We start from the raw sequence: 21140 nt of genomic DNA on the forward strand, positions 1-21140 counted from the left end.
CCGCCGCGGCTGGCGCTCGAGAGGGCACCGGAGTCCTGGTGCGCGGGGCGGCGGCTGCCTGTCCGGGTGCGCCCGTCGTGGGCCGGGCGCGGTCTCGGGCACCGGATGTGCTCATGGCGCACTCTCGGGGCCCGCCGCGACGGCGGCGAGCTCTCTGGCGAGCAGCAGACGGCTCTCGCGGCGGTACTCACGGGTGATGCCTTCGATGACATGCGCGGAGCGGACCACCTGCCCGTCGCATGCGGCCAGCAGGGCGGCGGTTCTCGCCGCGTTCATGATGGTGGCGCCCGTCATGTCCAGCCGGGCGAGCGATGCCAGGTCCACGCCTTCGCGCGGCACCGAGGCCGGCAGGGCCAGCCGCCACAGCCGCAGGCGCTCCGGCTCCTCGGGCCTGGGGAAGTCCACGGCCGCATGGAAGCGGCGGGAGAAGGCCTCGTCGATGTTGTCCTTGAGGTTGGTGGCGACGATGACCAGCCCGCAGTACGCCTCCAGTCGCTGGAGCAGGTAGCTCACCTCCAGGTTGGCGTAGCGGTCCGTTCCCCGCTGCACCTCGCCGCGCTTGCCGAACAGCGCGTCGCCTTCGTCGAAGAACAGCACCGCCTGGGCCTGCTCCGCCTCCTCGAAGGTGGCGTCCAGGTTCTTCTCCGTCTCGCCCACCCACTTCGACACCAGCTGCGCCAGGTCCACCTTGTGCAGCTCCTGGCCCAGCATTCCCGCGACGACCTCGGCCGCCAGGGTCTTCCCCGTACCGGAAGGCCCGGTGAAGAGCGCGCGGACGCCCTGGGCGCCCCGGTGCAGTCGGGCCAGGCCCCACTGCTCCGCCACCCGGGGCCACGCCTCCGCGAACCGCGCCACGTCCAGCACTCCTCGGTGCGCCCCCTCCGGAAGCACCAGCTCCTCGGGGCTCCGGACGGGCACCACCGCCGTGACGAAGCGCTCCGTGCGCCGCCGTGCCACCCTCCGACAGGCGCGCTCCATGCTCGCGCGCGCATCGTCTCCGCCTCCCTCCGCCCGGAAGAGGCGGACCGCCGCCCGGAGCTCCGCCGGTGCCAGCCGGAAGCGGAGCGCCAACGTGGCGCGCGCATCTGCTTCCAGCTCCGGGAGCAACCTCGCCCACAGGGCTTCTCCCTCCGCCAAGGAGGGCGCGGCGGCCGCCACCTCCAGCCATGGCCGGGCCGACATCAGCCGCAGCGGCCGGAAGGGACGAGGACCGGAGAACAGGAGTGGCCCCGCCTGGAGCGAGGCCTCCTCCAGCGCCTCGAGCGCACGTGCCTCCTGCGCCGGTTCGGTCCCCTGGGCGTCCATGGCAATCCAAAGGGCCGCGCCCAGCGCACGCGCGGTGTCGACCGCCTCCGAGAGCGCCCGAGGCGACGCGAGCACCGTGGACCACGGCAGCATGCGCAGCGACAGTCCCGCGCGCGCGGCGAGGGCGCTCGGCAGCTCCGCCTGGGCGGACTGGCGCGGACCGTGGATGGCCACCGCGCCCGCCGGTGTCTCCAGGAGGACGGCCACGGCGCGCGCCACGGTGTCTTCGTCCACGCCCCACGGAGGGAGCCGGCCGGGCGTCGCCAGGGGAACCTCCGCCGGGTCTCCGAAGCGCTCGACCGGGCCCGGTCCGCCAAGGAGCCACTGCACGGCGGCGGGCGTCAGCGACACCTCCCGGCGCCACTCCGAGCCCACCTCCGGGCCCAGCCGCAGCAGGCCCGTGCGCACCAACCGGCCGTGCGGGGCCAGGGCGTGGCGGCGCAGGTGGCGCTCGGCCGCGCTCGCCGCCGTGAGCGAGCAGAGCAGCTCCACGCACGGGGCCCGCCGCATGAAGTCATCCAGGATGAACGCGAACAGCCGCTCATAGGCGACGTCCACCTCCGGCGCGGCACATAGCAGCAGGGCCTCCACCTCGAAGTCCGTCAGCCCCAGCCGCGCGCGCAGCGCGTCCAGCGGAAGCCGCCCGGGGGCCACGGCAGAACGAAGTGCCTGCTCCGACGCCCGCTCCGCGTCGTCCGGCGCGGGCAGCGGGGCTGGGCACCAGCGTGGGAGCGCGTCCACCGTGTCGAGCAGTGCAGCGGCCTCCTCTGGCGTGAGGCACGTGCCTGGCGCGGGAGCAACCTGGGCGGCATCCGGAACCGCCGCGCGGAACAGGCGGCTGGCCGCGGCGCGGAGGGTCCGGTTGATGGGCCGGAGCCGGAGCAACAGGTGGTGGAGTGCATGCTCGTGGCTCAAGGGTCATCCTCCACGGAAGCGGATGGAGCCGCCGAACAGCCACGGCACCCGCCGCGCATCCGTGAGCATCCCCGTCCGGTACAGGTCCGCGCGCCGCTTGCCGAGCGGCACCCGGACGGCCATCCCCTCGGTGTCACGCCTCACGTTCACCTCCAGGGTGGCGAAGCGCTCCAGCATCAGCACCACGGGCGGTGACTCGTCGGGCCAGAGCGCGGCGCCCACCTTCGCCAGGGCATGGCCCGCCGCCACGCCGAGGTGCCGGTTGAAGTGGGGCCGCCTCGCCAGGGGACAGGCGGGGCGGTCCGCCAGCGCGGCGAGGGTGTCACGCAGCTCCTCGCCGCGTGGAGCGGGGTACGGTTCCGCCGGGGTCAGCACTCCGTCTGGAAGCGAAGCGTGCCGGTAGAGCGGCCGGCCCGCGGCGGCACCCTGGAGGGCGCGGGACTCCGCTGGACCGGACCACACGGGGCCCAGCGGCTCCCGGGAGAACAGCACGGCACCTCCGCCATCCGAGGCGGCGATGAGCGGTGCTCCGAGGGGAACGAAGAGGGGAACGAGCGCCGAGGACAGCTCCGGCCAGAGGGCGGAGGGGTCGTCCGCGAGGCGCACCAGCCCCTCGCCCGAGAAGAGGTTGCTGCCCGACAGGAGGGCGGCGTGTTGCCAGACCTCAGGCGGGTACATCCAGCCACGCACCGGGCGTGGGCCGAGCTTGAACGTGAGCGCCGCCACCCACAGTGGAAGCTCTTCCACGCAGCCGGCCTTCGCCAGGTGCTGCTCCACCCGGGCGATGACACCCTCGCGGTGCAACACACAGGCGGCGAGCAGCGGGAGGAGGGGCATGGGCCGCTCCTCGCCCATGACCTGGAGCTTCGCGGCCGCGGGGGGCTCCGCATGGGAAGGCCCGTCCCACGCGGCGGAGGCATCCCGAGGAGGGGAGGGGCGTGAGGGCTCGAGTGGGGGGACATCCAGGGCCAGCCCCGGTGCCCGTCTGCTTCCGGGCGTCGGGACGACCGGGGGGCCTGACGTGGCGACACGCCCGGCCCTGTCCTCCCGGGTGCTCGGCGTTCCGGGAGCCCCTTCGCCACCCGAGGCCTTCGTCCCGCCCGGCGCGCGCGCCATGGCGCTCGTTCCGGGCTTCGAGGCGTCGGATGAGTCAGGAAGCACGCCTCCGGGGGAGCCTTCCACAGCGGTGTCGTGAGGGCTCCCTTCCGATGTGGCGCCTCCGGGGGCGCGGGACCCGGGGCGAGCCCTGGCTCGGCTTCGGCTTTGCGGCGTCGGCCCGGAGCCCTGGCGCGGGCTGTCCTCCATGGGGTCGCTCCGGAGGGCGCCGTCCGTGGCGACGTCTTCATCGGCGGTGCTCGCAGCCTCCGGAAGGCGGGGCAGGAAGTGCTCGATGAGGCGCCTGACCTCCGCGGCGAAGGGCGCCACGCCGAGGCTCGCCGCGAGGCCCACCGCCACGGAGATGCGCTGCCTCAGGCGCTCGACTCCGTCGCGGGTGGGCCCGAGCCGGGCGGCGGCGGACTCGAGCACCTTGCGCGCTTCCTCCAGGTCTCTCCCCGAGGGCTCCCGGGTGGCACCTCCTCCGGGCGCGGCGTGCTCCAGCAGCGCGACGTGGTACGCCGCCACCTCCGACGGAGGGGCGCGCCCGAGCACTTCTTCCAGCTCGCCGCGCAGGTGGAGCTGGAGCAGCTCACCCAGCGGCGCGCGTCCCGGCATGCGTGCCGCCCGCGTCCCCGGAGCGGGCGCTCCGAGCGGCGCGGTGTGAAGCGGGGAGCCGAAGGACTCCTCCAGGGCCTGCCGCACCACTTCACGCAGTGCCGGTGCGCCACCTGGCTCGGCCAGGGCCTCCTGCAGCGAAGCCAGCGTGCCCCGGAAGGTCAGGCGCACGGGGGAATGGGCTCCCACTTCGCCCTGCTCCACGCCGAGCGCCGCGAGCTGGTCCGCGAGCAGCCCGGGAATCGCCGTCACGGCACGGCGGGCCAGCCGCCGCGGGTCATCGCCCCAGAAGAGCGAGCCCTTGCGGACGATGCACACACGGAGGTGGCGGATGAGGACGTCCGGCATGGCGCGTGCCTAGGTGACTTCCATCTCCTCGTGGACGAACGCGGCGAAGCCTTCGATCAACACCAGCAGGTCGTAGGTCTGTCCCCGGTTGAGCGTGAGCGGCAGGTGCGCGACGTTTCCGTCCACGTTGATTTCGTTCGCGCCGAAGATGAGCGTCTGCCCCGGCTGGCTTCGTGGCGCCGCGTAGGCCTTGGCCCGCACCTGGGTGATGCCGGAGTTGGCGTCGACTCCACCGAGCTCGAGATTGATCTGCCTGGGCTCCCGGTTCTTGAAGGCGAGGACCCTGTCCGGCGCGAAGATTTCGTACTCCTTCTCCTCGTCCTTGCTGCCGGTGGCGGTCTGCGGCTTCTTCTCCCGGAAGATGTAGTCGCGGGGCGAGGTGAGGAGGGCCTGTTGCTGGGCGACATGCGCCGCCGGCAGGTCGCAGAGCAGGAGCTGTCCGGGGGGCAGTCGGAGCTCTCCTCCAGGCGAGCTCCGGACGAGCAGGGCCGTGTCCTGGTACGGCCCATGCTGCTTTGTCGGAGCACCCGAGCCTCCCGAGTCCGGAGCGTTGCCGCGGAGCTCCGCGTAGGCCGCGAAGACGTGCCCCATCGCCTCGTCGATGATCAGCTTCACCTTCTGACTCATGGCGGCTCCTAGGACGTGCTCGGCGGGTTGGACCGGGCGAGCACGAGGTATTCGACGGACCACTGACGGGGGGCATTCAGCACCAGGGTCGTCACCTCGCCCGTCGCGATCCTCTTGCCGGTGAGCTCCTGCGCCAGGCACCGCACCCGACGCTCCTCATCCACCCGGCACTCAATGACGATGACCCCGCCGACGCTGGCGAGCGGACGGATGAAGGTGTGCAGGGTGACCTTGTCCTCCGCCACGTCCTCCTCGCGGACACCGGGGGGCAGTGGCAGTCGCACGCCATCGCTCGCAGTGCCCGAGACCACCTTCACCTCACCGACGACTGGCACTCCCGTGCCGGGCGTCTGGCCCACATCCGTGGTCTCGGGGCGCAGCTCGCCCCGGATGTACAGGTTCCCATCCTGGTCGAACCGTGCCACCCGGACCGCGGCCTCCGGCTTGCCCACGAGGATGGCCAGGGCATCCTTCTCCCCCTGGCCATGGGCATTCGCGCCCAGCAGCACCTGGACCTTCGGGTCCTTCGTGTCCGGCGTCTCCCACGCCTTGCCCCGGGGACCGGCGAAGCGCCGGGCATGCGAGGCGTCCAGGTCGCCCTTCACGGCCTCGAAGAGCGCTTCCTCTCCACACTGGATGAAGCCGACCAGCACGCGCGCGCGGCGGCCCTGGCCGGTGGGCAGGTCCGAGCCGTCGGTGAGCAGCGGCTGCTCCTCGTTGACGTCCCAGTCTTCAGCCTCCCGCTCGAGCTGGAACTGCAGCTCGAAGGTGTCGCGCACACGCCGTCCGGACGTGCCGCCACAGCGGCCCAGCACCGCATCACCGGCGAGCTGCTCGTCCACGCCGAGCAGGAACAGCGGGAACCACTTGCCCGTCTGGCGCACCTCGCCGAACGTCTCGGGAGGAACCCGCTCGTCGCGCGGGACGATGATTTCCCTCCCGCGCGCGTCTACGGCGATGCCGGCCGTCAGTGTCAGCTCGCCCTCCTTCAGCTCCAGCTCCAGCCCCTGCACGATTCCCCAGCGGTGCTGCTGGCGGGCATGGCGGGCCATCCGGCTCCGCCCCAGGTCCACCGCGTTGTTGAGGCTCCGGGCCTGGAGGACCTCCCCCTCCGAGAAGAGGGGCCTCTCGATGGAGTCAGCCACGGCGGCCACCTCCCCGTGCGCCGCCCTTGCGCACGGGCCGCCCGCCACCCGGAGTCGCCGGCCGCGTGTCTCCGGTGCCGGAAGGCGTCCGCACCTTGAGCGCCGCGGCGACCCGCTCCTCTCCCATGGACGGCGGTGCCGGGGCCTGCGCCGGCTCCGCGGAGGGGGCCGGGGTGGCCAGGAGCTCGGGGCGGGCCTCTGCCCTGTCGCTTCGTGCTCCCCCTGCCTGGGGCGTGCGTACCGCCCCCGAAGTGGGCCGCTCCCCGGCCACGGTGTAGGCCGTCCCGGAGCGCGTGCGCGGCTGGAACGTGCGCACGAGGAGGTCCAGCAGCGGGCCCTGTTCGAGCCCTCGTCCCGGCGCCCGCTTCGTCCGGGCGCGCGGCATGTCATGGGGCTGGAGCCAGTTGTCCGGCAGCGGCTCCTCGGGGGGCGGGCAGCAGGCGTCCTCCATCGCCGCATGCAGCGCGGAGCCCACCCAGTACTGCATGGCGGCGGGCGACAGGACGAACTGGCGCTCCAGGTCGCAGAGCTCCACCACCTCGCAGTCCCGCACATGGATTCTCGCCAGCATCACGGCGGGATCTCCCGGCAGGCAGAAGGGCGGGTGCAGGGCTCCGCACAGGCACTCCCGGTTGTATTCCCCTCCCACCTCGGCGCCGCGCTCCAGGACGTCCGCGGTGCGCCGGACCTCGAGGTCGTCCAGCTTCCGGGGCGCGCTGGCCAGCGCCCTGGCGGCCTCCGCGAGTGCGCGCTCCCCCCGAGGTGCCACGCGGCCGTGAGCCGAGGAGGCCAACCTGCGGGCGAGCCCGCCCACCGCCGCGCCCAGCGCCGCCTGGGTTCCGTCCTCCATCGCCGCGCCCCCGGCCAGCAGGCGGTGCGGATAGGCCGTACCCCAGTCGTCGGGCCCCCGCTCCCCCGTCCACCGCCGCGCCGCTTCCGCGACCGACGCCGCCGTCTCTCGCACGAGCGGCGACAGTCCTGCGCCCCGGGCCTCGGTGAGCACCTCCTCCGCGAGCCCCGGGGCGCCAGCCTCTCCGTGAATCCACGAGCGAAGCACCTCGAAGCTCTCGTCCGAGGTGTCCGTGTCCTCGCGCAGGTCATAGCGCGCCACCAGCGACGCCATGCGCTCCAGCGCGGCCACCTTCTCCGTCACCGGTAAGTCGGAGGGGCGCCCTGCCTCGCTCAGCGCTTCCGCGGCGGCGGCGTCCTCCGCCGTGAGGGAATACGTGCCGACGAGCGTGCCTTCCTCTTCGTGCACCGCCGGCGGAGGCACCCGGTCCACCGCCTCCCGCAGGGCGCGGGCGCGCCGCTCCATGAGCTCCACGTCGTTTGCACGGGGGAGTGGGTCGTCCTCCTTGCCTCCCGCGCACTGCTGCACCGCGTGCAGGAATCCCGGGCGGCGCCAGTTCGGCTCGTAGCAGCGCAGCTCGAAGACGTAGCCCTCCTGGACGCGCGAGAACTGGCAGGCCTGGGCGGCGCATGGGTCATCGCCCGTGGCGTACGGTGCCACCGGCTCCACGGACTGCTCGTGGTAGCGGACGTAGAGCGCGTACGCGCGGGTGGGCTTCCCTGGCATCTCGCCCCCCAGGCCCTCTTCCCCCTCCCTCCGGGGCAGGGGCTTGCCCCGCGGTTCACTGTTTCCGGGAGGCGGCTCCACCACCGCCGGGCACTCATGGCCCAGGCGGGCGCGCACCAGGTCTCGCGCCAGCTTGTTGATGTCCAGGTCCACGGGGCAGGGCACGACGAGGTCGTTTCCATGGCTGTCCAGCGCGTAGCCGCCGTCCACCCGCACGAAGCCCTTGCTCCCGGGCACGGTGGACACCCGCAGCCCGGCCACCACGCCCTCGCCGAAGAGAAAGCGGTTGTGCAGCCGCTCCTTCGCCGTCGTGTAGGCGACCAGCTGCTCCAGGTCGTCCTCGGTGAGGAGCTGGCCCGGGAAGAAGCGCGGGCGCATGAACATGGAGGAGCTCACCGGCGCGTTGAGGCTCATCGCTCCCTTCCCGCAGCCGCAGCCGCAACCGCCGCCTGGAGCACCCGCGCCGCCTCCACCGCACCCACAGCCGCTGGCGCCCGTCCTCGCGCCGGAGTCGTACGAGGCCGTCATCGCGCTTCCTCCTCCTTCTTCTGCGAGGGCCGCCCGCGCTCCTCCACCACGTAGATCCAGCTCTCGAAGGTGCTCCCGCCGGCTCCGTCACCGGACGTCCAGGCACCGAACCTGCGGGGCGGGGTGGAGCAGACCGTCACGGGCGGCACGCTCGCGGGCGACGGGTAGCCCTTCGGCTGGAAGGCGGGGATGCGCCCCCCTACGTGCAGCCCGTCCACCGGCGCGCAGCACTGATCCAGCAGGAAGCCCGCCCGGAGCACGAAGAGGATGCGGTCTCCCGGGTCGACGCGCTCATTGTCCGTCAGCCGGTACGTGAACTCGTCCACCATGGGTGGGCCGGACGTGACGAACTCGCCCTTCAGCATGCGGACGACACCGCTGCGGCCCTTGCCCAGCTCGACGAGGAAGACGTCGAAGGTGCCCGGCTGCAACGACTCCGCGTGCACGGGACGCGAGAAGCGCACGCGCAGGCCATGGTTCCACAGCAGCGCGTCCACGTCCTCGGCGCGGTAGGACGCCCCATGCCGCCAGCTGACGCCGGTGACCACGGTGGGGATGCGCAGGGAGAGGGGCCGGCGCACTTCGTTGTGGATCTGCTCCGGCGCCACCGGCTTGCCGTGCTGGTACTGGTCCACCCGGGCCAGCAGCACCACCTCCGACGGCGCGGGCGCGCAGCACGTCTCGCAGCGCTCGTCCTGGGGCGGCGGTGACAGCGACACCTCCACGCAGGCGCCATCGCGCCAGAAGGTCCACGTCGGGTCCGGAGGAACGCCGCACGACTCCGGCAGGTGGGGGCGCGCGGGCTCGATGCCGTAGGAGCGGTAGCGCAGCGACACGTAGAGCGTCACCGGGGCGCCGGAGAGCTTCTTCCGGTCCTCCGGCGGGAGCGCCGCGGCCACGTCCACCGCCATGGGCGCCCGGACGACCAGCTCGTGTCCCGGGCTGTCCAGCGCCAGGCCGGGCGCCACCCACAGCGGGGGCGTGTGGGGGTGGGGAGGGTGTTGCCCGGACGCCTGCTCCGTCAGGGGCGTGGCCTCTCCCACCACGTACTCACCGGCGGGAGGCTGCGCGCGGGGGCCGGGCGGCGGAGGCTCATGGCCCGGAGGCGGGCACTCGGGCTGCGGCGCCCGTCCCGTGTGCACGGCGAGCCCGCAGGCGACGCCCCACCCGTGGAGGCAGCGGTTGTGGAGCATGGCCCGGTCGTACACGGACTTCTGCGCGCGCTGGAGCTGCTGCGGCGAGAGGACCTGGCCGTAGTGGTAGGTGAGCCGGTCGAACGGCGGGACCCCCCATTCCTCGGAGGGACTCTTCGCCAGGGCGGTTTCGGCTTCTGGATGCTTCATCGGGAGCTGCTCCTTCATGCCTTCGGAGTTTCAGAAAGAGGTGGTGACGCCGACGATGGGCGCGTCCACGCGCAGGCCCATGGAGCGGGCCTGGGGCGAGGGCCCCAGGACGGTGGCGGACAGCCGGGTGGTGGTGCCCAGCACGGGGGCGGGAGGCGGCAGCAGCGCGGTGTCGATGCCCACGGCGCTCGACGTCCCCACGACGAAGCCGCCGCCGAAGCGCACCAGCGCCACCGTGTGCGCGGGCTTCAGCGCCTGGACCAGGGCCTCCAGCCGCTGGCGCTCCGGCCCGGTCCGCGCCACGCCGGGCGGGAAGAGGATGGTGAAGCGGTACGCCGCCTCACGGAGCGGGTCCGCATCCGGGTTGCCGAAGCTGCGCAGGGTGCTCTGCCCCAGCGTGGAGCGGTCCAGCCTCAGGCGCCCGCGGTTGCGGCCATGCAGGCGCGTGGCGCCCACCACACAGGTACGGCCCACCGCACCGAAGGGATTGCCGGGCTCGAGGAGCGCCGGCTCCGCTCCACAGGCGAGGGTGAGGGCGCGTCGCAACCCCTGGGGCGTGCCGCGGGCGCGGAACAGGGCGGGGGCCTCGCGCAGGAAGGCGCGCTGGCGCTCGGCGTCCCAGGATGCGTCGAAGGCGAGCCCCAGGAAGCCGCCCAGCCACGAGAGCACCTCCGGCGGGGCACGGTCCGCGGACAGCAGGGCGGGGAAGCCCTGGATGGCGGTGTCCATCCGCTCCAGCTCCGCGTCGAACATGGCCAGGAAGCGGCGGGTGAAGTCCGCCGCCCTCGGCGCCTCCAGGTACACGGCGGGCAGCAGGTCCGCGGAGGTGACGCGCGGGAAGTCCAGGCGCACCTGGCGCACCCTGGGGGTGAGGTCGTCCTCGCCGCGCAGCTCCAGCTTCAGCTTCAGGTAGCGGCCGGGGGGCGCGGTGCAGAGGAAGTCCAGCGCGCCCGGCGGGGCCGCGAACCAGCCATCCTCGGGCACGGGCTCGGTCGGCGCGTCCACGGTGGCGACCGCGGCGAGGAGCTGCGTGCCGGGCGGCACGTCCGCATCCAGCCGGACGCGGTGCCACAGCGTGCGGGGCTCGCCGCTGTCCAGCGCTCCGGTGACGAGCGTGCCCCCCCGCTCGCGCTCGCGGCGTCCGAAGGGCGCCACCGCCTCTTCGTCCAGCGGGCGCCCGTCGCGGCCGATGCAGGGCGCCACCGGCGCGTCCTTCGGGGACCAGCACACCCCCGTGGCGCTCCAGACGCGCACGCCCGTGGGAGGGAAGACCTGGGGCAGCAGCGCCGGGTCCGCGCGGCGCAGACGCGCGCCCGTGCGCTGGAAGCGGGCCAGGCGCAGGCGTCCCGCCGCATCGCGCGAGACGACCCAGATGCGTCCCTGCCGGTCCACCCGCATGGACACCACCCGGTGGAACATGGCGCCCAGCCTGCCGCGCGGCTCTCCTCCGACGCCGAAGCGCCAGACCCGGTGGCCCGCCGCCACCAGCACCTCACCGCCGCGGGTGAGCGCGAGGGCTTCCGGAGCGCTCACGGGGATGCGCGCGGCGGGCCGTCCCACCGCGTCCAGCAGCTGCACCTCGCCCGTGACGCCGTCGGCGAGGGCAATCCACCGGTAGCAGTCCGAGGCCACCGCATCCACCCGGCACAGCTCCGGTCCCCAGGGCTCGAAGGCGGAGCCACCGGGCTCGCGGCGGAGCAACCGGCGCTGCCCGGCGCCCGGCGCGAGGAGCCACTCGCAGCCCCGGGGGCCACGCGCCAGCCAGGGTGGGAGGAACCACGGCAGCACGTCTTCTTCGGAGACCTCGTCCGGGTGGGTCGGCGCGAGGACGAGGCAGGCGTCGTCGCCCGTCCCATCCGGCTGCGCGCCCTCGGACGTGTCCAGGTCCCAGCCGACGCGGGCATCGAGGAGCCGGAACGTGGCTTGGCGCTGGCACATCATCGCTCCTCCAGGGGGATGACGACGTGTTCCTCGGGCCAGGGCAGGCCGTGCGCGCTCAACGCGCGGTCCTGGCAGGGCGGCACGCGGCGGCCGTCGACGACCATGACCAGCCGGGGCACGGCCCGCACGTCCGCGTGCCGCAGCAGGCGCTGCACCAGCGCGTCGTAGCGGAGCGCTCCGCCAAAGGGCCAGCCCGTGCCGGCGTCGCCGCCGTGCAGCGGATGCAGGTACGCGTCCAGGTCCGCCAGCAGCCGGGAGAGCACGGAGCCGCTGTCCACGCCGCGCGCCAGGCGCACCTGCGCTTCGATCCTCACCGGGTGGTAGGTGGGGGCCGCGGCGACGACCTCCACGCCCGCGGGTGCCAGCGCGCCGGACACGTGCCGGGCCACGTTGCGCAGCGTCTGCTCGTCCGGGAGGGGCGGGCCTCCGCCGGCGCCGTCCTCCCCGGGAGGCACCACCAACAGCCCCACCAGGCCCGGCATGGACGTACCGGGCATGGCGGGGTGGAGGCCCGGCAGGGCGTGCACGCGCCGCACCCGTGCGCCCGGCGACTCCAGTGCGAGCAGCTCGTAGTCCGCCGGCAGCACCGCCCTGCCATGGGCCCGCAGCAGCTCCGGGCCCCGCCGCGCCGTGGAGGACTGCGACTCCGCGTCGTCCCCGCCGGCCGAAGGACGTGGGTTGGTGACGCCGTTGAGGTGGGTGATGGAGGCCAGCAGGGCGTTGATGTCTCCCGCCCGGACCGCACCCGCGGCGCCGCCGCCCCAGCGGTACACCCGCGCCCGCACGTGGCGGACGCCGGGAGGGGGCTTCCGGCCGCGGAGTCCGTCGCCGAACGTCACCTCTCCGGACTGCCGGTCCAGCGTGAAGACCGCGTCCGCCGGCCCGTACGCGCCCAGGGCTTCTCTCTCCGTCCACGGCTCGAAGCCGCTGCCCTCGTCCACCTCCAGCACCAGGCTTCCGGCCAGCACGGGGACGCGCGCCAACCGGAAGCGACGTCCCTCCGAGCCCGCCACCGGGGTGAGCACCTCGTCGCGCACCGAGCGGCCGGCGCTCGAGGACACCGCGTTGAGGAGCACGAAGTCGAAGGCCGGCGGCTCCGCGAAGCCGCCAGAGACCAGCCGGAGCCGGAGCCACCGGCGCGGTGTCCCCTCGGCCTGCTCCGGGAGGCGGGCCTGCGCAAAGCGGTCCGGCAGCTTCAGCTCCACGACGCCGCTGCGGCCCAGCCCCGCGGTCTCGTCCCGCACGGGCTCCACCGCCACCCAGCGGTTGTCGACGAGGAGCTCCCAGGCCAGCACCACCTGGGGCGCCAGGGGCACCGGCTCCACGCCCCCCTCCGAGACGGGCGGAGGCGCGCCGGGCGGGTGGGTGATGCCAATGCCCAGCGTCACCGTGGCGCCGGGGGCGCCCGTGCCGTCCAGCCCCACGCAGAGCGAGTCTCCCGTGCGAGGCCGCGAGCCGAATGGCTCATATGCCGTGTCCGGTGCGTCGTTGAGCGCGGTGAGGTCTCGTGTCCCCGTGCCTCGCGCCGCGCGCACCTCGGCCACCTTGCCCGGGGCCGCCAGCAGGGTCCGGTCCGTCTCGAACACCACCAGCTCGCTCCCCGTCGCCGGCCGTGCTCCGAGCTGGAAGCCCTGCGGCACCACCACGGGGCCGGGCGCGCTGGCGGCCACGTCGAACACCACCAACGCCGTGGCGGGCGTGGCCGGCCGCGGGCCGATTCCGGCCACCCGCAGGTGCTCGACACGCGCCTTCTCGGGCAGGTCGCGGATCCGCTCGGCCACCTCGTTCGCCAGCTCACCGAAGAGGTGCTGCAGCACCGTCCCCGGGTCGTCCTCGCGGGACGGTCTCCACTCCGGGACGAACGCCTCGCGCCGCGCCGCCACCGCCTGGGAGATCTGCGCCGCGCGCGGGGCGTAGGGCTCCGGCTGCCGCAGCCCCAGCCTCCGCCCCGGGGACAGGGGCAGCTCCCCCGGTCCTCGCTTGGATGACGGGTCCGTGCTCACTGGAGACCTCCCGCGTCCACGAGTGGCTCGACGCGCACCGCCACCTCCACCAGGTGGGGCAGCCGGTGGCAGCCCGGGACGATGGCGTCACACGCGGGGCGGGGCGGCTCGCCGTCCAACCCCGCCGCGCAGTCGGACACCACCGCGTCCGCGCCCACGGCCACCTGCGCCCTGCGCACCAGGGCGGAGGGCTCGATGGCGCCGCCGAAGGGCCAGCCCTTCCCGTCGTCTCCTCCCACCAGCGGGTCCAGGTACGTGCGCAGCGCCTGGTGGATGCGGTCGCGCAGTCCGGCCGGGTCCGGCGTGCGAGCCCGTGCGCGGAAGGCGAGCCGCACGGCGCGGTAGCGCGCCGGCAGCACGTGGATTTCCCCCGTCACCAGGCGCGCGCCCTCGAGGTGGCGGCGCACCGCCTCCAGCGCGCCGGGGTCCACCACGGGAGCGGGTACGTCCACCGGCTCCGCGGGCTCGAGCTCCTCGCCCCGGGGCGCGTCCGGCAGCACGTACACGGTGACGACGCCCGGTGCCGGCATCGGGTGCAGTTCGTGGAAGCCCGCCACCGCGAAGGCCCGGCGGATGGCCACGCCGGGTGTCGTCACCGCGAGCGCCTCGTGGTCCGCCGCGAGGACCGCGCGGGTGATTTCTTCCCGCCGCGCGGCGGCCCGGTCCCTCGCCGCGGCGAGCGGCTCGTCCGGGCGGCCTCCCACCGCGGGCACGGCATTGGTCAGGTGGAGCCTCCTGCGCCGGCGGAAGCGGAAGGTGTGGCCCGCGGCGAGGTTGCCGCGCTCGCCACCTCCGGCCTGGTAGCGCACCCGCAGCCGGACGCCGTCACGTGGCAGCACGGGCAGCCGCCCATGGATTCCGTCCCCGAAGCGCAGCACGGGGCCCTCGCGGGTGAAGACCCGGTCCGCCGGGCCCTGGTGCGTCAGGTCGTCCACCTCGTGCCAGCGCCGCCACCGGCGCGAGCCGCCCTCTCCGATGACGAGGCTCAGCCCGTCCGGCAGCGGTGGCCCGTTCGGGTCCTCCAGCTCCAGCGTCCGGCCCGGCAGCCGGGGCCAGTCCTCGCGCACGGTGTGGACGCGGCTGACGCGGTGGCTGGCCCGCACGGCATTGATGCCCAGCCTCACCAGCCGGGGCGGCACGCTGAAGGTGGCCGCCTCCGTGGACAGCACCAGGCGGTGCAGGCCTCCCACCGCGCTCCAGTCCGCCGGGACGTGGACGCGCAGGATTCCGCCGCGCCTCAGCCCGCCGGTGCCGTCCTCGAAGGCGACGCGCGTCAGGCCCGCGGGCGTGGACGCGTGGACCTCCAGCCGGACGGGGGGCGGCGCCTCCTGGCTGTCGGGATGCCACTGCGGCCGCACCTTCGCCGGAGTCATCAGCTCGAAGAGCAGGGCCACCGGGTGCTCGTCCGGGCGCCAGGGCGAGCGCAGCGCCAGCTCCACCACCAGCTCCGCGCGGCCACCGTGGTGGGGAAGGAGCGCGACGGCGCGGCCGGCCGGCAGGCCCAGGGGGCGCCGGAAGGCGGTGCCACCCAGCCGGATGCGCTCGCACGCCAGCACGGCGATGGACTCGTCCAGGGTGAAGGTGAGCGGTGACAGCTCGGTGCCGGCGTCCACCTTCGTGCCCGCCTCCAGCTCCAGATGGGCCCGCCCCTGGACCGACGCGGTGAGGACGGTGCGCGCGGCGCGCGCGGGCTCGGGCGCGGTGCCCAGCAGCCGCAGCAGCGCGCGCTCCAGCGAGGGGGACACGCCATCCAGCCAGAAGATGCGCTGCTCGAGCAGGTACGCGTACAGCTCCAGCAGGGTGATTCCAGGGTCGTGCGCGTTGTGGTTCGTCCACGCCCCGCGCGACAGGGCGGGGATGCGCCGGCGGCCCAGCTCCACGAGCTCCGAGAACGTGACGGTGTCGAGCGACAGCTCCGGTAGCATCAGCGCCCCCCCGCGTCACCCAGGTAGAAGGGGAACACCAGGTTCTGTCGCGAGTTCGTCCGCCGCACGAGGTAGTCGATGGACACGGTGATGCGCGCCGGCTCCTCCGGGTCCACCTCGGCGCGTGCCCGCAGCAGGTCCACCCGCGGCTCCCAGTCCCGCACGGCCTCGCGCACCGCCTCCTCGATGAGGCCCAGGTAGCGCGTGCTGCCTGGCGCGAAGACGGCGTCCGGAACGCCACTGCCAAAGCCCGGCCGCATGGGGCGCTCCCCCAGCCGCGTCAGCAGCACGACTCGCAGGGACTGCTCCACCGCCGCGTCCCCTTCCGCGTACTCCAGCCCGCCCTCCGGCCCCGGCAGCAGCGGAAACGTCCAGCCCCTTCCCAGCAGCTCGTTCGTCATGGTGTGTCCCCCTCAGCCCGTCTTCGTCACCGTGGACAGCAGCCCGCCCGTCATCGGCACCACGGGCGGGCTGGTGGGCGCGCCGATGGAGGTGGCGTTGTGCACGTGCGTGTTGAAGTACGTCATGAAGAGCTGGCCCAGGATGACGGGGTTGGCGGGCGCCGAGCCCAGCTCCACCTGCGATGCGTCGACTTTCAGCTTGCTGCCCTTGAGCGTGATGACGCCGCCCGCGTCGAGCTTCACGCTGAACCCGCCGGACGTGGACAGCGTCACCGTGGTGCCGCCGTCATCCAGCTCCAGGGTGTGGCCGCCGGAGGTGGTGAGGACGGCCTTCTGTTCCTTGTCGTGCAGCGCGAGCTCGTGTCCGCCCTGCGTCCGGGCGATGACGGACGCGCCGCCGCTGGCGCCGTCGTCCCGAAGGGTGAGCGTCTGCCCGTCCTTCGTCTTCAGCTCGACGAGCGTGTCGCCGTCCGTGTCGCGCAGCAGCACCCGGTGGCCGGCCCGCGTCTGGAAGAGCTTCTCGTCCTTCGAGTCGTTCTTCTGCCGGTCCGTGGGCGGCGCGTCCACGCCGTTGTAGAGCGCGCCGAGCACGTACGCGCGCCGCATGTCGCCGTGCTCGAAGGCCACCAGCACCTCCGACCCCACCTCCGGCACCGCGATGAAGCCGTGGCCCGGGCCCGCGTTGAGGTAGGCCACGCGACACCAGGTGCTCTCCGTCCGGTCGTCGAGCCAGGGGAAGCGCAGCTTCACGCGGCCCTGTTTGCCCGGGTCCACGTTGTCGGTGACGAGGGCGACCGCGACTCCGTAGTAGCGCCGGTCCAGCGCCATGGCCTGGGATTCCCTGGCTGACGTCATGAGAGCTTCACTCCTCCGTCGAAGACGCGCCGCACGCCGAACGAGGTGGTGAAGCCGGAGCCGCCGATGGAGTGGCTCACCGTCTTCACGTAGTAGGTGCCCGAGTACCGGGTCCCCAGGCCGCGCAGCTCCACGTTGTGGCCCGGCCGCAGCTCCGGGAGGCCCATGACCTGACCGTCGCCGGTGAGGTACTCGTAGGCCTGCTCGCGCAGCATCGACTCGGCCAGCTTCTGGGCCTCCTCCTGGGTCTGCACCGGCGCGTCCTCGACGTGGCCGGTCCGGTCCTTCCCGGCTGCCTCCGGCCCGCTGCGCCCCTGGCCGCCGATGCGTGGCAGGTTGCCTGCGTCCGCCGTCGCGACGATGGGCCGCTTGCGCCCGGGGTCCCATCCCCGCACGGTGACGCTGGAGACCTGCCGGTTGTTGCTCAGCCTGGGCGTGAAGGACATCAGGCCCAGGCCGTACTCGAAGGTGAACACCCGGCCCTCCGAGCCACGCGTGTCCCGGGGCTTCACGAAGTAGAGCGACTCCTGGCCCGTCTGTTCGTCCGTCTGCACGTAGAACTCGAAGTCGATGCGCTTGGCGCGCTCCATGAGGAACGCCGCCTCCGTCTGGTTGCGCTGCCACACCTCTTCGTGGCGCGGGCCCTCCGCCGTCACCACGGGCGTCAGCCCGTTGCGCTGGGCCACCAGCTGGGCGATCTCGTAGTCCGCCATGTCGCGGAACAGCCGCTGCGCGTCCTCACCCGGCTGCTTGTCCTTCAGCTTCCCCATGCTGCTGGTGCCGGACACCGTGAGGGTGGGGCCACCGTTCTCCGGGAAGCGCGGCGCCAGGGAGTTGATCTCCCCGTGCAGCATCGTCACCAGCCGCCCCGCGTAGCCCAGCTTCACCACGACGCGGTTGCCCAGGTCGAACGTGCTCGTGTCGCTGTACTTGAACTCCAGCCGCCGGTCGTCCCAGTTGTTGACGGTGAGCTCGAAGCGGTCCGCGTTGTCCAGGTCCATGTCGACCTTGACGGACATCACGTCCCCCTTCGTCGTCGGGTCCAGCGGATAGCCCTCCACCTCCACCTGGAACTCCGGGGCGTAGGTGTCCGTGGGCAGCCCGGACGCTTGGGTCGCTCGCTGGGTCATGGGCTCACCGCAGCCTGGGAAGGGTGAGGACGGTGCCGGGCACCAGCTGGCGCGGGTCCTGGATGCCATTGCGCCGGGCGATCTCCCGCCACCGCGACGGGTCCTTGTAGGCCGCGGCCGCCAGCCCCGCGAGCGTGTCTCCCGCGCGGACCACGTAGGTCTTGTCGAAGTCCGGCGACGCCTTGCGCCGCTCGCGGACCTGCACCTCCACCGGGCGGTATTCCTTGAAGGACAGCGACATCTTCGCCCGCAGCGGCACGCCCTCCGGGGAGAAGAGCGTGTACGTCACCTGCACGCTCTCCAGCACCCCGCGGAACACCTGCCGGTCCCACGTGAAGGAGACGATGGGCGGCGCGTGCAGCTCCGGCTCGATGTCGAGCAGCCCGCGCACCGGGTTGACGTACTCCTCCCGCACGTCCTCCAGCGTGTCGGACGTGTCGGCCAGCACCTCCACGGACAGCTTCTCGCTGCTGCCGCGGACGTACTGGATGGGAGGCGACTCCAGCCCGGGGATGCCAATCTCCTGGAAGGTGTTGGCCTTCTGGAGCTGGTACTCGGCCGGGTTGAAGCGCAGCGGGATGATGCGCGGAGGCTGGCGCGCCGGGACGAGCACCTGGATGCTGGCCGCGCGCAGCGGCCCGGCGGCGGTCTGGACGGGGGTCTTCATCGGCGGGGCGGGGGCACGAGGGCTCGCTCCTGGCGGCCCTGCTCCTCGGCTTGCTCGCGGCTCTTCACCTCGCGGTACCAGCGCTCCACCGCCGGACGGAAGTGCTGGAGGAAGCGCTCGCTGTCCTCACCCTCCACCTCGAAGACGACCTCGACGTTTTCAATGGTGACCATGCGTGGTGTCTCCTCACAGCCCCGGCAACGGGGGCAGCAGCACGATCTGCTCGATGCCCTGGTGGGCGATTTCCAGCCCCTCCACGGCCACGGCGGCGTTGAGCGCCGCGAACTCCGGGCCGCTCCACTTGACGGCCAGCCCGCCGCGGAACGTCCACGCCATGGCGGGCAGCCCCGCCTCATTCAGGGCGATGACGGCGCCGTCCCTCCGAGCGCCCAGGGAGCGCCGCAGCCCGGCCTGGTACCAGCCCCACATCGCCTGGTCCCGCACCAGCCCGCGCTTGAGGGAGATGCGGCCCCATGTGTGGCGCACGGGGAGCTGGTGCACGTAGTCGTTGAGCCCGCCCTCGGGGTGCGCGAGCACCTCCAGGTCCGCGCTCAGGCCCCGGCATTCCTGGAAGCCTCCGGCCGCCACCAGCGGGACGAGCAGCGCCTGGGCCGGTGGCAGGTGCGCGTCCGAAGGGTCCAGGCTGACGATGAAGCGGAAGCCGCCCAGTGGCGTCTCTCCAATCATTCGAGCACCTGCAGGCTGCCGTCCTGGGACAGCGCGATGGTGAGGTGGATGAACTCCATGGGGGTGGCGGGGGCCAGCTCCACCTCCGCCACGCAGTGGCCGGTGTCGTACGCGTCCGCGGGCTGGGTGGAGTCGTCGCAGCGCACGCGGAAGGCCTCCTCCGGCCGCGAGCCCACCAGCCCCCCGGAGCGGTACGCCTCCAGCAACACGGAGGTGAGCGCGCGGACGAAGGTCAGCCGCAGCAGCGGCGTGTGGGAGTCGAAGATGAGCGGCTCGGCCACCCGCCGCATGGCGCGCACCAGCCGGTGCACCAGCCGCCGGTGGGCGACGAAGCAGCGCTCCGACGTCGGGTGCAGCGTGCGCCCGCCCCAGACCTCCACGCCGCGTCCGGGAGAGCAGCGCAGCGCATTGAGTCCCTGGGCGTGCAGCACCGCGCGCTCCGCGTCGTCGTACTCCGTCTGGAGCGCCACGGCACCGGTGAGGGCCGCGTTGGCCGGGGTGTGCTGCGCGCCGCGCTCGCGGTCCAGCCGGCTGACGAGGCCCGCCACGTGGCCGGAAGGGGGCACTTCCCGCGTGGGGCGCAGTGCGGAGCCCCACGGGTCCGGGACTCGCACCCAGGGGTAGTAGAGCGCGGCGGCGCTGGTGGCGCGCGCGTCCAGCTCCGGGAAGCCGGTGCGGACCAGGTCCGCCAGCGCGAGCAGGTCCTGCGCGGTGGCCGCGCGCGGCGGGTCCACCAGCACGAGCCGGTCCAGCGTGGCATGGGCCTGGGCGGCCCAGCCGGCGTAGAAGCGCTGGGTCTCGTCCTCGCCCAGGTCGTCCCACGCGTCCGGAGCGAGCAGCAGGGCGGGCTCGGGCGCTTCCACCAGCGCCAGCGCGGCGCGGCGGTAGTCCTCCGCACCGGGCGCCGTCTCCTCGCCGCTGGCCAGCGTCGTCTCGAAGACGAGCAGCCGCTGCGGGGGCAGGGTGCTTCCGGGCAGCTCCGTCTCCACGGAGAGGCGGACGTACGCGCTGCGCTCGTTCACCTGCTCCACCAGTCGTTGTGGGGCCAGTCCCAGCAGGTGCTCCACCGCCCGGCCCCGGCGCGACACCAGCAGGTCCGCCATGGGCTGGGCGGAGGGGGTGCCCCCGCGCCGCAGCGTGAGCTGCACGGTCAGCGTGTTGCCCCACAGCCCCGGGCTGGTGGCCTCTACTCGAAGCCGGGCCGCGGCCCGCGACTGCGAGGGCTCCACCGGCATGGAGCCGAAGACGCCGCGTGCCCGCGACACGTCCAGCACGGTGCTCGAGACGCTCGCGCCGCCGGCCACGCGCGCCACCCACAGCAGCTCTCCGCCGTTCTCGAAGTAGCCCCGCACCGCATGGCCGGTGGCGTCCGCGGTGGGCGCGCCGAAGGTGCGCTCGAAGCCTCTCAGCCCCTCCACCCGCACCGCGGCCGCGCCGCCGCCCGACTCCAGGGGGCCTCGCTCGGTCCGGGCGATGATTCCCGCCACGTCCGTGCGAAGCGGCGACAGCGCCGGTGCGGCCGGACGGACGGCGAAGGTCACCGCCGGCGAGCGCGGCGCCTGCTGGAGTCGGTCAGTCCGCATCGATGTACAGGCCCTCGTGCGCGATCTCGAGCGTCTCCAGGGCCACCTCGTTCTTCACGGCGCCCAGCTGCGGGCCGGTGAACTTGGTGGGCCACGCCCGGTTGAAGTTCCACCGCATGGCCTCCTGGTGGTTCTCGTCCAGGAGGATGATGGAGCCCGAGGTGCGGACCGTCTGACCGTTGGCGCCCTGGAGGATCCAGTTCCACAGCGCCAGGTCACCGATGATGCCGCGCTTGAGCACCAGGTTCGGGAACTTCTTCAGCCCCGGCAGCTTGCGGACGACGATGTCCTCGGCGCCGGTGCGGTAGTCGATGGGGGCAATCTCCATGTCGAGGCCGGTGACCTCGGAGAACGCTCCCTTGGACGACTTCCCGTCGTCGGAGATGCCGTTGATGATGATCTCGAAGTTGTAGACGGCATAGGGGTCTGGGCGTACGGCGGGCGGCAT

At 73.5% G+C, this 21140-nt stretch carries 17 protein-coding genes; all 17 read right to left on the minus strand.

Translation table 11 applies throughout. The features are described 5' to 3' along the window. Positions 1–111: 111 nt before the first annotated feature. The 17 genes from LXT23_RS39305 to LXT23_RS39385 are packed head-to-tail and all read right to left on the minus strand — an operon-like array spanning position 112 to position 21140. Complete coding sequence (locus LXT23_RS39305) at positions 112–2220, minus strand: ATP-binding protein (RefSeq protein WP_253985581.1); 2109 nt, start codon at positions 2218–2220, stop codon at positions 112–114. 3 nt (positions 2221–2223) lie between these two features. Further along, on the minus strand, positions 2224–4281 hold the full coding sequence (locus LXT23_RS39310) for a hypothetical protein (protein ID WP_253985582.1): 2058 nt from the start codon (positions 4279–4281) through the stop codon (positions 2224–2226). Positions 4282–4290: 9 nt separating this feature from the next. After that, on the minus strand, positions 4291–4908 hold the full coding sequence (locus tag LXT23_RS39315; protein WP_253985583.1) for a hypothetical protein: 618 nt from the start codon (positions 4906–4908) through the stop codon (positions 4291–4293). Between the two features lie 8 nt (positions 4909–4916). Beyond that, positions 4917–6053 (minus strand): hypothetical protein, encoded by a 1137-nt coding sequence (locus tag LXT23_RS39320; protein ID WP_253985584.1) that lies wholly within the window; start codon positions 6051–6053, stop codon positions 4917–4919. Then, a complete protein-coding gene (locus tag LXT23_RS39325) occupies positions 6046–8157 on the minus strand; it encodes a hypothetical protein (protein WP_253985585.1) in 2112 nt (703 codons plus the stop codon). The genes LXT23_RS39320 and LXT23_RS39325 overlap by 8 nt, the downstream gene beginning before the upstream one ends. Further along, positions 8154–9500: a hypothetical protein gene (locus tag LXT23_RS39330; RefSeq protein ID WP_253985586.1), complete on the minus strand. Its 1347-nt coding sequence runs from the start codon at positions 9498–9500 to the stop codon at positions 8154–8156. Before LXT23_RS39330 ends, LXT23_RS39325 begins: the two co-directional genes overlap by 4 nt. 30 nt (positions 9501–9530) lie before the next feature. Continuing rightward, positions 9531–11441, minus strand: coding sequence for a phage tail protein (locus LXT23_RS39335; protein WP_253985587.1), 1911 nt, complete (start codon positions 11439–11441; stop codon positions 9531–9533). Then, on the minus strand, positions 11438–13444 hold the full coding sequence (locus LXT23_RS39340) for a putative baseplate assembly protein (protein WP_253985588.1): 2007 nt from the start codon (positions 13442–13444) through the stop codon (positions 11438–11440). The genes LXT23_RS39335 and LXT23_RS39340 overlap by 4 nt, the downstream gene beginning before the upstream one ends. Then, the gene (locus LXT23_RS39345; protein WP_253985589.1) at positions 13441–15369 is read right to left on the minus strand and encodes a baseplate J/gp47 family protein; all 1929 of its coding nucleotides are present in this window, start codon (positions 15367–15369) and stop codon (positions 13441–13443) included. Before LXT23_RS39345 ends, LXT23_RS39340 begins: the two co-directional genes overlap by 4 nt. Further along, entirely contained in the window at positions 15369–15770 is a 402-nt protein-coding gene (locus LXT23_RS39350; RefSeq protein ID WP_253985590.1) for a GPW/gp25 family protein, read from the minus strand. The genes LXT23_RS39345 and LXT23_RS39350 overlap by 1 nt, the downstream gene beginning before the upstream one ends. Positions 15771–15782: 12 nt before the next feature. Next, a complete protein-coding gene (locus LXT23_RS39355) occupies positions 15783–16625 on the minus strand; it encodes a phage baseplate assembly protein V (protein ID WP_253985591.1) in 843 nt (280 codons plus the stop codon). Then, positions 16622–17755, minus strand: coding sequence for a phage late control D family protein (locus LXT23_RS39360; protein WP_253985592.1), 1134 nt, complete (start codon positions 17753–17755; stop codon positions 16622–16624). Before LXT23_RS39360 ends, LXT23_RS39355 begins: the two co-directional genes overlap by 4 nt. A gap of 4 nt (positions 17756–17759) precedes the next feature. After that, complete coding sequence (locus tag LXT23_RS39365) at positions 17760–18422, minus strand: CIS tube protein (RefSeq protein ID WP_253985593.1); 663 nt, start codon at positions 18420–18422, stop codon at positions 17760–17762. Next, positions 18419–18595 carry a hypothetical protein gene (locus tag LXT23_RS39370; protein WP_253985594.1) on the minus strand — a complete coding sequence of 59 codons (177 nt, stop codon included), beginning with the start codon at positions 18593–18595 and terminating at the stop codon, positions 18419–18421. Before LXT23_RS39370 ends, LXT23_RS39365 begins: the two co-directional genes overlap by 4 nt. Before the next feature lie 13 nt (positions 18596–18608). Then, positions 18609–19109, minus strand: coding sequence for a phage tail protein (locus LXT23_RS39375; protein ID WP_253985595.1), 501 nt, complete (start codon positions 19107–19109; stop codon positions 18609–18611). Next, on the minus strand, positions 19106–20692 hold the full coding sequence (locus LXT23_RS39380) for a phage tail sheath subtilisin-like domain-containing protein (RefSeq protein ID WP_253985596.1): 1587 nt from the start codon (positions 20690–20692) through the stop codon (positions 19106–19108). The genes LXT23_RS39375 and LXT23_RS39380 overlap by 4 nt, the downstream gene beginning before the upstream one ends. After that, on the minus strand, positions 20682–21140 hold the full coding sequence (locus LXT23_RS39385) for a phage tail protein (protein WP_253985597.1): 459 nt from the start codon (positions 21138–21140) through the stop codon (positions 20682–20684). Before LXT23_RS39385 ends, LXT23_RS39380 begins: the two co-directional genes overlap by 11 nt.

Origin of the sequence: Pyxidicoccus xibeiensis, from assembly GCF_024198175.1 — a bacterium.
GTDB classification, from domain to species: Bacteria; Myxococcota; Myxococcia; order Myxococcales; family Myxococcaceae; genus Myxococcus; species Myxococcus xibeiensis.